Genomic DNA, 13,528 nt, shown 5'->3' on the forward strand with positions numbered 1-13,528 from the left:
CTCAGGCTCTCCCGAACAGGCCATAGGGACGGACCAGGATCACTGCGGCCATGGCGCCGTAGATCATCAGGCTGGCGCCTTGCGGCCAGAGGCTGGTCATCATGCTTTGCACCACACCCACCAGCAGGCCGCCGACCAGGGCGCCGCCGAACGAGCCCATGCCGCCGATCACCACCACCACGAAGGCGATGCCGAGGATTTCCGGGCCGACGAAGGGCTGGGCGCCACGCAGCGGTGCGAACAGCACGCCCGCCACGCCGGCCAGGCCCACGCCCAGGGCGAAGGTCAGGGAGAACAGGCGGAAGATGTTGGTGCCCAGCAGCGACACGGTTTCGGTGCTTTCGCTGCCGGCCCGCACCAGGGCGCCGAAGCGGGTGCGCTCCAGCAGCAGCCACAGGCCAAGGCCGATCAGCGCGGCGAAACCGATCAGGAACAGCCGGTAGTAGGGGTAGATGAAGTCACCGACGATCAGCACACCGCGCAATTCCGGCGGCACGGCGATGTTCTTGCCCACCGGGCCCCAGATCAGTACCGAGGCTTCCTGGATGATCAGCGCGATACCGAGGGTGACGAGGATCTGGAAGGTGTGCGGCAGGTGGTAGATGCGTTTGATCAGCAGACGCTCGACCGCCCAGGCCAGCGCCGCCACCACCAGCGGTGCGATCAGCAGGGCCAGCCAGAAGTTGCCGGTAATGGCCACGGCGGTGTAGCACAGGTAGGCGCCCAGCAAGAAGAACGCGCCGTGGGCGAAGTTGACGAAGTTGAGCAGGCCGAAAATGATCGTCAGGCCCACGGCGATGAGAAAGTAGATCATCCCCAGGCCCAGGCCGTTGAGCAGTTGGAACAGGTACAAATCGAGCATGAGCGTGCCCTCGACAGCGCGCGATGCGGCTGCCTGTACGAGTGTTTGTGACTGACGCCGCGGCTTCAGGCCAAGGCGCAACCGGTGTGGTCGACTTCGACGAACGAGCGGCCCGAGCTGATGACTTCGGCCAGGTCGTCCTCGTCGCGCATCTGCCCCTGGGGCTTGCCGCGCAGCAGGTAGTAATCCTTGAGCACCTGGTGGTCGCCCGGGCGGATCAGTTCTTCGCCGGTCGGGCCCTGGAAGCGCATGCCCTGCAATGCCGCGGACACGGCGGCGCCATCCAGGCTGCCGGCCTTGATGATGGCTTCGAGCATGACCTTGGTGCCGATGTAGTCGGCCGCCAGCGGGTAGTTGGGGTTGATGCCATAGGCCTTGCGGGTGGCAGCGACCAGCTGCTTGTTCAGTGGGGTATCGACCTGGTGCCAGTACTGCGCGCCCAGGTACACGCCTTCGAGCACGTCGCTGCCCAGCTCCTGGAACTGGTCGAGGCCGGCGGACCACACAATCAGCACTTTCATGCGCTCCTTGATGCCGAAGTTCACTGCCTGGCGCAGGGCATTGGACGCCTGGCTGCCGAAGTTGAGCAGCACCAGCACGTCGGGCTTGGCGGCGATGGCGTTGGTCAGGTAGCCGGAAAACTCCTGCTCCTGCAGCGAGTGGTAGCTGTTGCCGATGTGTTCCACACCGAGCTCGGCGAACACCTTGCGGGCGTTGTCCAGCAGGGCATCGCCGAACACGTATTGCGGGGTGATGGTGTACCAGCGCTTGGCCTGTGGCAGCTGGCGGATCATCGGCACCAGCGTTTCGCGGATGGCGCCGTAGGTGGGCACCGACCAGCGGAAGGTCGAGGCATTGCAGTCCTTGCCGGTGATTTCGTCAGCGCCGACCGGGGTCATGAACACGCCGCCGGCCTTGTGGATTTCCTTCGACACCGCCAGTGCCGAGGACGACAGGGTACAGCCCTGGAAGAAGCGGGCGCCATCCTGGCCGATGGCTTCCTGCACCTTGCGCACCGCCTTGCCGGCGTTGCCTTCGGTGTCGATGACCTTGTACTTGAGCGGGTGGCCGAGCAGTTGCGGGTATTCGGCGATGGCCAGGCGTGAGCCCATGTCGGCGTACTTGCCGTAGCTGGCGAAGGCGCCAGACATGGATTTGAGCCCATAGAAGGTCAATGGTTGGTCGGCGAATGCCCGGTGCGCCCCCAGGGGGAGGCTACCTAAGGCACCCAGGGCAAGGCCTGCCTTGAGCAGGGTACGTCTTTGCATGAGTAACTCCTTGGTTGTGGTTATTAGGCAGGAGTGGCAATGACAAAGCGGGTACGGCCGGGCCTGTGTGCAGGCCTCTTTCCAGGCGGATCAGTGGTGGTGTTCGAACTCCAGCAGGAAGTTGCGGGCAACCTCGCCTTCCAGCGCGGTCATGTGGTGTTCGGCGTCGCACATGTGTTCGTGCATCAGCCGGCGTACGGCGGGCTCGTCGCTGGCGCGCAGGGCGGTCAGCAATTGCTTGTGGTAGGCGATGTTGGCAGCGGCGAACTGCTGGCGCTTGGGCAGGTAGGCCTTTTTCAGCACTACCAAGTCGCGCAGCAGGTCGTTGAGGAACACCGCCATGAAACGCAGCAACGGGTTGGGGCAGCGGTCGGCCAGCAGGGTGTGGAATTCCAGCTCCGCCAGGCGCTGTTCGCGCTGGCCTTCCTCGCTGTCTTCCGGGGCGCTGCAGAAGTCGATGTTGGCCTGCAGCGCGGCGTAGTCGGCTTCGCTCAGCTTGCCCATCACCGATACCGCCAGCTCCACCTCGATGACCTTGCGCAGCTGGTACACCTGTTCGCCGTCCAGGTGCTGGAAGTGCAGGTAGTTGCGCAGCGCGCGGCTGGCAGGTTCGGTGCCCACTTCATTGAGGTAGGCGCCGCCGCTCGGGCCTGTGCGGGTGCTGACCAGGCCCTCGACCTCCAGGGCCTTGAGCGCTTCGCGGGCGGTTCCCTTGGAGCACTCGAAATGCTCCATCAACTCACGCTCGGTGGGCAGGCGGTCGCCGGGGTGCAGCGCTTCGGTGACGATCGAGCGCTTGACCGATTCGACGATCACATCGGACAGCTTCTGGCGCTTGCGTTTGGGTTTGAGCATTTCGCTATTTTTCATATTTATGCGGATAAATAGGATTTAGCGAGTTTTGCCGGGGTGGGTCAATGCTGGTGGCGGGGGAGGGGTCGCAAATGGTGCGAAAGGGTCGGGGAGGGATAAGTGAAGTTGGGATTCACCGCACAACCTGTGGGAGCGGGTTTACCCGCGAATGCTGCAGTGAAGCTACCGACGCATTCGCGGGTGAACCCGCTCCCACAGGGTACTGTGTTCAGTTCTGGTGGCCTGGGCCCTGTTGCAGGTGCGCCTGGCTGCAATACCACTCGTTGCCTTGCTGCAGCGCCCGGTCATTGGGCAGGTGCACGCCGCAATGGGCGCAGCGCACCATCTTCAGCGGCGCATCCAGCTTTGCCTCGGGGTGCGACTGTTGGCTGGCTTTGAACTTGCGCCACAGCCAGAACGCGGCGGCGATCAGGGCGATCCAGAAAAGTAGGCGAACCATGGTGTCCAGCTTGTCGGTTGAAGAAGCCGACAGTCTAGGACGCGGCCAATAAAAAAGGGAGGCCCAAGGCCTCCCTTTCATGTACCGCTGCGTATCAGTCGAACAGACCAAAGGTCATGTAGCTGAACCAGGAGCGGTCTTTCTCGGCTTCCTTCGGCCCTTCCGGCACGATCGGGTCACCATTTTCGTCAGTCGGCAGCAGCTCACGCGGCATCTCGTCACGCGCGTCCTGGAACTGCTTGACCACGTCCTGGTTGGCGCGGGTTTCACCCGGCGGCAGCGGGGTTTCGGTTTCGATCAGGCCCAGGGTCGCCTTGGACAGCCAGCCGCGGCCGTCAGACTCGGTCTGCTTTGGCTGGAACTCGCCATCTGCCAGGCTCGGGTGGTCCGGGTAGTTGAGCTTGAGGGTTTCCAGGCTGGTGGCGGCCAGTTCGTCCAGGTGCATCTTCTGGTACGCCTCGACCATCACCGCCAGGCCGTCGCCGACCGATGGGGTTTCCTGGAAGTTCTCCACCACGTAGCGGCCACGGTTGGCGGCGGCTACATAGGCCTGGCGGCTCAGGTAGTAGTCGGCCACGTGGATTTCGTACGAGGCCAGCAGGTTGCGCAGGTAGATCATGCGCTGCTTGGCGTCGGGCGCGTAGCGGCTGTTGGGGAAGCGGCTGGTCAGCTGGGCGAACTCGTTGTACGAGTCGCGGGCAGCACCCGGGTCACGCTTGGTCATGTCCAGCGGCAGGAAGCGCGCCACCAGGCCACGGTCCTGGTCGAACGAGGTCAGGCCCTTGAGGTAGTAGGCATAGTCGACGTTCGGGTGCTGCGGGTGCAGGCGGATGAAGCGCTCGGCAGCCGACTTGGCAGCCTCTGGCTCGGAGTTCTTGTAGTTGGCGTAGATCAGCTCGAGCTGCGCCTGGTCGGCATAGCGGCCGAACGGGTAGCGCGACTCCAGGGCCTTGAGCTTGTTCACGGCGCTGGTGTAGCTGGAGTTGTCCAGGTCAGCTTGCGCCTGCTGATACAGCTCGGCCTCGCTGAGGTTCTCGTCAATCACTTCTTTATTGGAGGAACAGGCCGCGGTGAGCCCGAGGATGGCGATCAGCAGCAGGTGTTTCACTTGCATGGCGGCTTGCGTCCCTTTGACGGCCGCTGTCTTGGGCGGTGCCGTCCTGTTATGATGAGCGCCCCGGCCAACCCCGGGACAAAAGAAGTCGTATTTAACCACAAGCTCGCAGCCGAAACCAAAGGCTGTGCGCCCGCCGAATCGAGCATGTCCGAGATCATTCAACTTAGCGCAGAGGTCCCGTCCGAACTGGGCGGTCAACGCCTCGACCAGGTCGCCGCCCAATTGTTCGCCGAGTACTCGCGTTCCCGGCTGACTTCGTGGATCAAAGAAGGCCGCCTGACGGTCGATGGTGCCGTGGTGCGCCCTCGAGACCTCGTCTATGGTGGCTCGCAACTTGTCCTGGAGGCCGAGCAAGAGGCCCAGGGCGAGTGGGTCGCCGAAGATATCGAGCTGGATATCGTCTACGAAGACGACCATATCATGGTGATCAACAAGCCTGCCGGGCTGGTTGTGCACCCGGCCGCCGGGCATGCCAGCGGGACTTTGCTCAATGCACTGCTGCACCACGTGCCTGACATCGTCAACGTACCGCGTGCCGGTATCGTCCACCGCCTGGACAAGGACACCACCGGCCTGATGGTGGTGGCCAAGACCTTGCAGGCGCAGACCCGGCTGGTCGAGCAGATGCAGGCGCGCAAGGTCAGCCGCATCTACGAGTGCATCGTGATTGGCGTGGTCACTGCCGGCGGCAAGATCGATGCCCCGATCGGCCGCCACGGCGGCATGCGCCAGCGCATGGCGGTCACCGACGGCGGCAAGCCGGCGGTCAGCCACTACCGTGTGCTCAAGCGCTTCCGCTCGCACACCCACGTGCGGGTCAAGCTGGAAACCGGCCGTACCCACCAGATTCGCGTGCACATGGCTCACGTCGGCTTCCCGTTGGTCGGCGACCAGACCTACGGCGGGCGCTTCCGCATTCCGCCGGCAGCCAGCCCGACCATGGTCGAGGCGGTGAAAACCTTCCCGCGCCAGGCACTGCATGCGCGCTTCCTGGCATTGGCCCACCCGATTACCGGTGAAGTCATGAAGTGGGAATCGCCGCTGCCGGATGACTTCGTCTGGTTGCTGTCGCTGCTGAACCAGGACCGCGAGAGCTTTGTCGGATGAGTGGCCTGACGCAGTCGCTGCTGTTCCCCGACTGGCCAGCCCCGGCCTCGGTGCGCGCCTGTGTCACCACCCGCCAGGGCGGCGTCAGCCTGCCGCCCTATGAAACCTTCAACCTTGGCGACCATGTAGGGGACGACCCTGCCGCGGTGGCCGATAACCGTCGTCGCCTGAGCGACGAATTCGCCATCCAGCCGGCCTGGCTCAAGCAGGTGCATGGGCTGGTGGTGGCGGATGCCGACCCGGCCGTGGTGGCCGAGGCCGACGCCAGCTGGACCGACCAGCCTGGCATTGCCTGCGCCGTGATGACTGCCGATTGCCTGCCTGCGCTGTTCTGCGACCGGGCCGGTACCCGCGTGGCCGCGGCGCATGCTGGCTGGCGCGGGCTTGCCGGTGGTGTGCTGGAGGCCACCTTGGATCGTCTGGCACTGCCGCCCGAAGAGGTGCTGGTGTGGTTGGGGCCGGCGATTGGCCCGCAGGCGTTCGAAGTGGGGCTGGAGGTGCGTGATGCCTTTACGGCGGTGCACCCGGAAGCGGCCAGGGCCTTTGTCGATGGTGCCCGGCCGGGCAAGTTGATGGCCGACATCTATGAGCTGGCGCGTATTCGATTGGCGGCGCGTGGGGTGACTGCCGTTCATGGTGGTGGCTTGTGCACGGTCAGCGATGAGCGGTTCTTCTCCTATCGCCGTACCCCGCAGGGTGGGCGGTTTGCTTCCCTGGTGTGGCTGGAGCCGCGCTAGCCTGCACCGGCCTCTTCGCGGGTGAACCCGCTCCCACAGGATAATCACAGCCCCTGAGAGCGGAGCAGTACTTGTGGGAGCGGGTTCACCCGCGAATGGCCCAGCACTAATCCAACAGGTTGACCCCGGTCAACCCCGCTACGCTTGAATCTTCCAGAATCAGCCTTATCTATAAGGTCATCTCAGGCAGGTTTCTTCATAAACAGGCGCTGTCCATCGCTCCGACCTGCCCTTTAAAGGAAGGTACCCCATGCGAATAGACCGTTTGACCAGCAAGCTGCAGCTTGCAATATCCGATGCCCAATCCCTGGCCGTTGGCATGGACCACCCTGCCATCGAGCCCGTGCACCTGTTGCAGGCACTGCTCGAGCAGCAGGGCGGTTCGATCAAGCCGCTGCTGATGCAGGTAGGTTTCGACATCAACAGCCTGCGCCAGGCGCTGGTGAAAGAACTCGACCAGCTGCCGAAAATCCAGAACCCCACCGGCGACGTGAACATGTCGCAGGACCTGGCCCGCCTGCTCAACCAGGCCGACCGCCTGGCCCAGCAGAAGGGTGACCAGTTCATTTCCAGCGAGCTGGTGTTGCTGGCCGCCATGGACGAGAACAGCAAGCTCGGCAAGCTGTTGTTGAGCCAGGGCGTGACCAAGAAGGCCCTGGAAAATGCCATCAACAACCTGCGCGGCGGCGCGGCCGTCAACGACGCCAACGCCGAGGAATCGCGCCAGGCGCTGGACAAGTACACCGTCGACCTGACCAAGCGTGCCGAAGAAGGCAAGCTGGACCCGGTGATCGGCCGTGACGACGAAATCCGCCGTACCGTGCAGGTGCTGCAACGCCGTACCAAGAACAACCCGGTGCTGATCGGTGAGCCTGGCGTAGGCAAGACCGCCATCGCCGAAGGCCTGGCCCAGCGCATCATCAATGGTGAAGTGCCCGACGGCCTCAAGGGCAAGCGCCTGCTGGCGCTGGACATGGGCGCGCTGATTGCCGGTGCCAAGTACCGCGGCGAGTTCGAAGAGCGCCTCAAAGGCCTGCTGAACGAGCTGTCCAAGCAGGAAGGCCAGATCATCCTGTTCATCGACGAGCTGCACACCATGGTCGGCGCCGGCAAAGGCGAGGGCGCCATGGATGCCGGCAACATGCTCAAGCCGGCCCTGGCCCGTGGCGAGCTGCACTGCGTTGGCGCCACCACGCTGAACGAGTACCGCCAGTTCATCGAGAAGGACGCGGCCCTGGAGCGCCGCTTCCAGAAGGTGCTGGTCGAGGAGCCGAGCGAGGAAGACACCATCGCCATCCTGCGTGGCCTGAAGGAGCGCTATGAAGTGCACCACAAGGTGGCCATCACCGACGGCGCCATCATTGCTGCGGCCAAGCTCAGCCATCGCTACATCACCGACCGCCAGCTGCCGGACAAGGCCATCGACCTGATCGACGAAGCGGCCAGCCGCATCCGTATGGAGATCGACTCCAAGCCGGAAGTGCTCGACCGCCTCGACCGTCGCCTGATCCAGCTGAAGGTGGAATCGCAGGCGCTGAAGAAGGAAGAAGACGAAGCGGCGAAAAAACGCCTGGAGAAGCTGACCGAGGAAATCGACCGGCTGGAGCGTGAGTACGCCGACCTGGAAGAAATCTGGGCCTCCGAGAAGGCCGAGGTGCAGGGTTCGGCGCAGATCCAGCAAAAGATCGAGCAGGCCCGCCAGGAGCTGGAGACCGCCCGTCGCAAAGGCGACCTGAGCCGCATGGCCGAGCTGCAGTACGGGGTAATCCCGGACCTGGAGCGCAGCCTGCAGATGGTCGACCAGCACGGCAAGACCGAAAACCAGTTGCTGCGCAACAAAGTCACCGAGGAAGAAATTGCCGAAGTGGTGTCGAAGTGGACCGGTATCCCGGTGGCCAAGATGCTCGAAGGCGAGCGTGAAAAGCTGCTGAAGATGGAAGAGCTGCTGCACCAGCGCGTGATCGGCCAGGGCGAGGCGGTAACCGCGGTGGCCAACGCCGTGCGCCGTTCGCGTGCCGGGCTGTCCGACCCGAACCGGCCGAGTGGCTCGTTCCTGTTCCTTGGCCCGACCGGGGTGGGCAAGACCGAGCTGTGCAAGGCGCTGGCCGAGTTCCTGTTCGACACCGAAGAGGCGATGGTGCGCATCGACATGTCCGAGTTCATGGAGAAGCATTCCGTGGCTCGCCTGATCGGTGCCCCACCAGGCTATGTAGGGTATGAAGAGGGCGGTTACCTGACCGAGGCGGTACGGCGCAAGCCATACTCGGTGGTGCTGCTGGACGAGGTGGAGAAGGCCCACCCGGATGTGTTCAACGTGCTGCTGCAGGTGCTGGAAGACGGCCGCCTGACCGACAGCCACGGGCGCACCGTGGACTTCCGCAACACCGTGATCGTGATGACCTCCAACTTGGGCTCGGCGCAGATCCAGGAACTGGTGGGTGACCGCGAGGCACAGCGTGCGGCGGTGATGGATGCGGTGGGTTCGCACTTCCGTCCGGAGTTCATCAACCGTATCGACGAAGTGGTGGTGTTCGAGCCACTGGGCCGCGAGCAGATTGCCGGCATTACCGAAATCCAGCTGGGCCGCCTGCGCAGCCGCCTGCTGGAGCGCGAACTGTCGCTGAGCTTGAGCCCGGAGGCGTTGGACAAGCTGATTGCCGTGGGTTACGACCCGGTGTATGGCGCACGGCCGCTGAAGCGGGCCATCCAGCGCTGGATCGAAAACCCGTTGGCGCAGTTGATCCTGGCAGGCAAGTTCATGCCGGGGACGGCGATTACCGCCAAGGTGGAGGGCGACGAAATCGTCTTCGGCTGATCTGTTTCACCATGAGCCCCGCATCTGCGGGGCTTTTTTTTGCCTGTGCCGTACCTGTGGGAGCGGGCATGCCCGCGAAGAGGCCCTCACAGCCCCAGCAAATCCGGGCCTTTCCGGCTTCCTGGATAACTTGCTGAAATTTTTGAAATTTTTGCTTGCATCTAAAATCGAGTGCCCCTAATATACGCCGCGTTGTCAGGCACTAAGCGAATCACCAGCAACATCGGTGACCGCAAAACAACTTACAAATCAGTAAGTTGAATGAAAAAAAGTGGTTGACAAGCAAAACGAAGAATGTAGAATAGCCGGCCTCAGCAGCGACAACGCGAAAGCGGGTAGCCAAAGAGACCGAAGCTAACACAAGCTTCGAAGCTGTAAAGATGTACCGAAGTTCAGTTCCGCGATAGCTCAGTCGGTAGAGCAAATGACTGTTAATCATTGGGTCCCTGGTTCGAGTCCAGGTCGCGGAGCCAATCTCGGGGTGTAGCGCAGTCCGGTAGCGCGCCTGCTTTGGGAGCAGGATGTCAGGAGTTCGAATCCCCTCACCCCGACCATTTTCCGGGTCGTTAGCTCAGTTGGTAGAGCAGTTGGCTTTTAACCAATTGGTCGTAGGTTCGAATCCTACACGACCCACCATGTAAAAAGGGCATCTCAAGCGAGATGCCCTTTTTCTTTAAGTATCACGGGGTGTAGCGCAGTCCGGTAGCGCGCCTGCTTTGGGAGCAGGATGTCAGGAGTTCGAATCCCCTCACCCCGACCATTTCCGGGTCGTTAGCTCAGTTGGTAGAGCAGTTGGCTTTTAACCAATTGGTCGTAGGTTCGAATCCTACACGACCCACCATGAAAAAAAGGGCATCTCGCATGAGATGCCCTTTTTTTTGCGTTGAATTTATCCCACAAGAATGCGCTCTTGGGCCTACACAGCCCTGTGTGGGAGCGGGTTCACCCGCGAATGCGGCAGCAGGTTCACCATCGCATTCGCGGGTAAACCCGCTCCCACAGGGCATGCTGGTGTCTGTCAGTGCAGTTTCAGGCGCGGCTCGGTACCCCGGCCAATCTTGCTACCCAGCATCATCAACGCCGTACGGAAGAACCCGTACAACGCCATCTGGTGCATCCGGTACAGCGACACGTAGAACATCCGCGCCAGCCAGCCCTCCAGCTTCACGCTGCCCATCAGGTTACCCATCAGGTTGCCCACCGCCGAGAAGCGCGACAGCGATACCAGCGAACCGTAGTCCTTGTACTCATAGGTCGGCAGCGCCTTGTTCTCCAGCCGCGCCTTCAAACTCTGCGCCAGCATCGAAGCCTGCTGGTGCGCCGCCTGGGCACGTGGCGGCACGTTGCGGTCGCTACCCGGTTGCGGGCAGGCGGCGCAGTCACCGAAGGCAAAGATATTGTCGTCGCGCGTGGTCTGCAGGGTAGGGCGCACCACCAACTGGTTGATGCGGTTGGTTTCCAGGCCATCGATGTCCTTGAGGAAACCCGGCGCACGGATACCGGCCGCCCACACCTTCAGGCTGGCCTGGATCACTTCACCGTCCTTGGTTTTCAGGCCATCCTCGGTCACTTCACTGACGGCGGCATTGGTCATCACCTTCACCCCGAGCTTTTCCAGGGTCTTGTGCACCGGCACGCTGATGCGCTCTGGCAGTGCCGGCAACACGCGCGGGCCCGCCTCGATAATGGTGATGTGCATGTCCTTGGGCTGGATGCGGTCCAGGCCATAGGCCGCCAGTTCGTGGGCCGCGTGATGCAGCTCGGCGGCCAGTTCCACACCGGTGGCACCGGCGCCAACGATGGCCACGCTGATCTTCTCGCTCGCCACATCACCGGCATGGGCACGCAGGTAGTGGTTGAGCAACTGCTGGTGGAAACGCTCGGCCTGCTTGCGGGTGTCGAGGAACAGGCAGTGCTGCGCCGCGCCCAGGGTGCCGAAGTCGTTGGTGTTGGAACCCACGGCAATGACCAGGGTGTCGTAGCCCAGGGTGCGCGCAGGCAGCAGCTCGCGGCCCTCTTCGTCGAGGGTGGCGGCCAGTTGAATCTGTTTGCCTTCACGGTCCAGGCCGCTCATGCGCCCCAGCTGGAAGTTGAAGTGGTTCCACTTGGCCTGGGCCACGTAGTTCAGTTCGTCTTCCGAGGAGTTCAGCGAGCCGGCGGCCACTTCGTGCAGCAGCGGCTTCCAGATGTGTGTGAGGTTGGCGTCGACCAGGGTGATCTCGGCCTGCTTGCGCTTGCCCAGGCTTTTACCCAGGCGGGTCGCCAGTTCCAGGCCGCCGGCGCCGCCGCCGACAATCACGATGCGATGAGTCATGGGGATATCTCATAAGGTTTACGGAATTCGTGGCCCCGGGGGCCGGCCGCAAACTGCACGAGGGGAGGGCGAGCGCGAAGCAGCTCATAGCACCAGTCCACTGAGCAGGCGGCTGATGAGACCCAACCCGATGGTCACGGCCACCACCAGCACAAGGAGCAGCCACGGCCGGAAGGGCCTGCGCTCGACTTGGTGCTGGGGGGCTCGCAGATACTCATCGACACGACGCTGATCTTCCGGATTCAGGCGGCTGGTCATGGTAGGGCCTCGTCAGGTAGACGTTTGTGACTGCGTAAACGCTACAGCGTTCACGCAAGCGCTTGAAACAAATGATAATGCTTTCTATATCTGGCGCCGAGTGTACGCCATCGCAAACATTCGCTGCACTGGATCAAAGACTGATGCCCACGTCGAACACAATGCTGCGGCCCAGGTTGCCGCGCAGGAAGTCCGGCGCGTCGGGGTGGGCGAAGAGCACCCGGGCAAAGGTCGGCCCGACCAGCGACAGCGAGCGCCAGCCTTGGCGCAGGTATTCGGTGGGCGGCGGGAAGTGAGTGTTGAGGTCGAGCACTTCGCGCTTGAGGCTGGCGAAGGCAATGATGTCCAGCTCGTTCAGCTCCAGCCCGCGTTCCCGGTAGTTGTGCGCCTTCTTGCGCAAGGTCGGCGCCAGCCGCCCCAGCAGCTCGGTGGCACTGATGCGCCGCGGGCGCGCTTCGCGGCGTACCAGCTGCGCCAGGGAGAATGCACTGCGCCGGCGCTGCAGTTCTTCGCGCCATTCGTCGTTGAGCCGGCGGCCCTCGTCGAGCACGAAAAACACCTCGAACGCCGCGTCGCGGAACAGTACGTCTGGCGGTTCTTGCCCGGCCGGGGTGAAGTCCTCGCTGCGGTAGGGGATGTTCAGCCCCTGCAACAGGCGTTGGCACACCCAACGCTCCCGCTCCCACTTGCGGGCGTTGGAGAGAAAGGCATTGGCTTGTTCCGCCTGGATGGTAAGCAGGCGCAGGTAGTCTGAGTCATCCATGCAGACAAGCTTAGCCGCTAATCGATGACGATAAGATGCTGTTTGTGCGCAGGAATCAGCCCGGTACCGGCGCACTGTTGCGCTACCCCTGCCAGATGAAACCGAGAATGGGTGTAGACTCGGCTTTATCCACATGGCTGCAAGGGGCATTCCTCAGGTGATCAGCGCGCAGGTGTTGTCCGGCACCACCCTTACGCTTGGCTGGCTGGGATATGTGCCGTTGCTGATCTGGGCGGTCAGCCAGGTGCGTTGGGTTGAGCTGTTCACTGACCGGCGCCGCCAGCATCTGCTGTTTGGCACGGTGTTCTGCCTGTTTGCCTTGTGGTTGGTGCGACGCGATTTCGATACAGGGGTGTCGTACCACTTCATTGGCATGACGGCGGTCACGCTGTTGCTGGACTGGCCACTGGCGGTGCTGGGCGGGTTCATGGCCCAGCTCGGCTTGCTGGCGCTGGGGCGCCAGGACCTGGCGGCGCTGGGGGTGAATGGCTTGTTGCTGGTTGGCCTGCCGGTGCTGATAGCCGAGGCGTGCGCGATAGGGGTCGAGCGCGCCCAGCCGCAGAACCTGTTTGTGTATATCTTCTGTTCGGGGTTCTTCCCGGCGGCACTGACCGTGCTGGCCTGCCTGTCGGCTGCGTTGGGGCTGTTGTGGCTGGACGGGCGCTTCGCCATGCCGGAGTGGCTCAGCGATTTTGTCGGCTACCTGTGGCTGATGATGTTCCCCGAAGCGTTCATCAACGGCACGGTGATCAGCGCGCTGGTGGTGTTTTGCCCGGAGTGGCTGGAAACCTTCAACCGCACGCGGTATCTGCAGGCGCCGTGGAAGGAGGATGATCGTTGATTCTCTGGTGGCTGTACTGGCCCTTTCGCGGGTGAACCCGCTCCCACAGGTATTGCACCAGCCTTAAGAACCGTGAGGTCCTTGTGGGAGCGGGTTCACCCGCGAAAGGGCCCTGAAGGACAACTTGGCTATCG

At 62.9% G+C, this 13,528-nt stretch carries 12 protein-coding genes and 5 tRNA genes; 9 read left to right on the forward strand and 8 right to left on the reverse strand.

What is annotated here, in order from left to right:
- Nucleotide 1 precedes the first annotated feature (1 nt).
- The 5 genes from ABX298_RS13865 to ABX298_RS13885 all read right to left on the reverse strand — a co-directional run bounded on the left by ABX298_RS13865 (nucleotide 2) and on the right by ABX298_RS13885 (nucleotide 4,556).
- On the reverse strand, nucleotides 2–862 hold the full coding sequence (locus ABX298_RS13865; protein ID WP_039614952.1) for a branched-chain amino acid ABC transporter permease: 861 nt from the start codon (nucleotides 860–862) through the stop codon (nucleotides 2–4).
- A gap of 65 nt (nucleotides 863–927) precedes the next feature.
- Entirely contained in the window at nucleotides 928–2,130 is a 1,203-nt protein-coding gene (locus ABX298_RS13870; protein WP_075043660.1) for an ABC transporter substrate-binding protein, read from the reverse strand.
- A gap of 90 nt (nucleotides 2,131–2,220) precedes the next feature.
- The gene (locus tag ABX298_RS13875) at nucleotides 2,221–2,985 is read right to left on the reverse strand and encodes a FadR/GntR family transcriptional regulator (RefSeq protein WP_047934916.1); all 765 of its coding nucleotides are present in this window, start codon (nucleotides 2,983–2,985) and stop codon (nucleotides 2,221–2,223) included.
- A gap of 226 nt (nucleotides 2,986–3,211) precedes the next feature.
- A complete protein-coding gene (locus ABX298_RS13880) occupies nucleotides 3,212–3,442 on the reverse strand; it encodes a PP0621 family protein (protein WP_084785029.1) in 231 nt (76 codons plus the stop codon).
- Nucleotides 3,443–3,536: 94 nt separating this feature from the next.
- Complete coding sequence (locus tag ABX298_RS13885; RefSeq protein WP_025337604.1) at nucleotides 3,537–4,556, reverse strand: outer membrane protein assembly factor BamD; 1,020 nt, start codon at nucleotides 4,554–4,556, stop codon at nucleotides 3,537–3,539.
- A gap of 147 nt (nucleotides 4,557–4,703) precedes the next feature.
- On the opposite strand from ABX298_RS13885, the gene rluD reads away from it, so the two are divergent.
- The 8 genes from rluD (at nucleotide 4,704) to ABX298_RS13925 (ending at nucleotide 10,059) form a co-directional block, all read left to right on the forward strand.
- Nucleotides 4,704–5,666: a 23S rRNA pseudouridine(1911/1915/1917) synthase RluD gene (gene rluD, locus ABX298_RS13890; RefSeq protein ID WP_025337605.1), complete on the forward strand. Its 963-nt coding sequence runs from the start codon at nucleotides 4,704–4,706 to the stop codon at nucleotides 5,664–5,666.
- Entirely contained in the window at nucleotides 5,663–6,403 is a 741-nt protein-coding gene (gene pgeF, locus ABX298_RS13895; protein ID WP_075043662.1) for a peptidoglycan editing factor PgeF, read from the forward strand. Before rluD ends, pgeF begins: the two co-directional genes overlap by 4 nt.
- Before the next feature lie 250 nt (nucleotides 6,404–6,653).
- Entirely contained in the window at nucleotides 6,654–9,218 is a 2,565-nt protein-coding gene (gene clpB, locus ABX298_RS13900) for an ATP-dependent chaperone ClpB (RefSeq protein ID WP_025337607.1), read from the forward strand.
- A 397-nt stretch (nucleotides 9,219–9,615) separates the two neighbouring features.
- Nucleotides 9,616–9,691, forward strand: a tRNA-Asn gene (locus ABX298_RS13905).
- Nucleotides 9,692–9,695: 4 nt separating this feature from the next.
- Nucleotides 9,696–9,772, forward strand: a tRNA-Pro gene (locus ABX298_RS13910).
- 6 nt (nucleotides 9,773–9,778) lie between these two features.
- Nucleotides 9,779–9,854 (forward strand) — tRNA-Lys (locus ABX298_RS13915).
- Between the two features lie 47 nt (nucleotides 9,855–9,901).
- Nucleotides 9,902–9,978: transfer RNA gene (locus tag ABX298_RS13920), tRNA-Pro, on the forward strand.
- Between the two features lie 5 nt (nucleotides 9,979–9,983).
- Nucleotides 9,984–10,059 (forward strand) — tRNA-Lys (locus ABX298_RS13925).
- 177 nt (nucleotides 10,060–10,236) lie between these two features.
- Here ABX298_RS13925 and ABX298_RS13930 read toward each other — a convergent pair.
- From ABX298_RS13930 to ABX298_RS13940, 3 genes are all read right to left on the reverse strand, one after another.
- Nucleotides 10,237–11,532 (reverse strand): NAD(P)/FAD-dependent oxidoreductase, encoded by a 1,296-nt coding sequence (locus ABX298_RS13930; protein ID WP_025337608.1) that lies wholly within the window; start codon nucleotides 11,530–11,532, stop codon nucleotides 10,237–10,239.
- An 84-nt stretch (nucleotides 11,533–11,616) separates the two neighbouring features.
- The gene (locus tag ABX298_RS13935) at nucleotides 11,617–11,790 is read right to left on the reverse strand and encodes a DUF3094 family protein (RefSeq protein ID WP_013970765.1); all 174 of its coding nucleotides are present in this window, start codon (nucleotides 11,788–11,790) and stop codon (nucleotides 11,617–11,619) included.
- Nucleotides 11,791–11,923: 133 nt separating this feature from the next.
- A complete protein-coding gene (locus tag ABX298_RS13940; protein ID WP_013970766.1) occupies nucleotides 11,924–12,553 on the reverse strand; it encodes a DUF1780 domain-containing protein in 630 nt (209 codons plus the stop codon).
- 133 nt (nucleotides 12,554–12,686) lie between these two features.
- Here ABX298_RS13940 and ABX298_RS13945 point away from each other — a divergent pair, with 133 nt between their 5' ends.
- On the forward strand, nucleotides 12,687–13,394 hold the full coding sequence (locus tag ABX298_RS13945; protein WP_286100995.1) for an energy-coupling factor ABC transporter permease: 708 nt from the start codon (nucleotides 12,687–12,689) through the stop codon (nucleotides 13,392–13,394).
- Nucleotides 13,395–13,528 lie beyond the last annotated feature (134 nt).

Source organism: Pseudomonas sp. X4, from assembly GCF_040784925.1.
GTDB lineage: Bacteria > Pseudomonadota > Gammaproteobacteria > Pseudomonadales > Pseudomonadaceae > Aquipseudomonas > Aquipseudomonas putida_Z.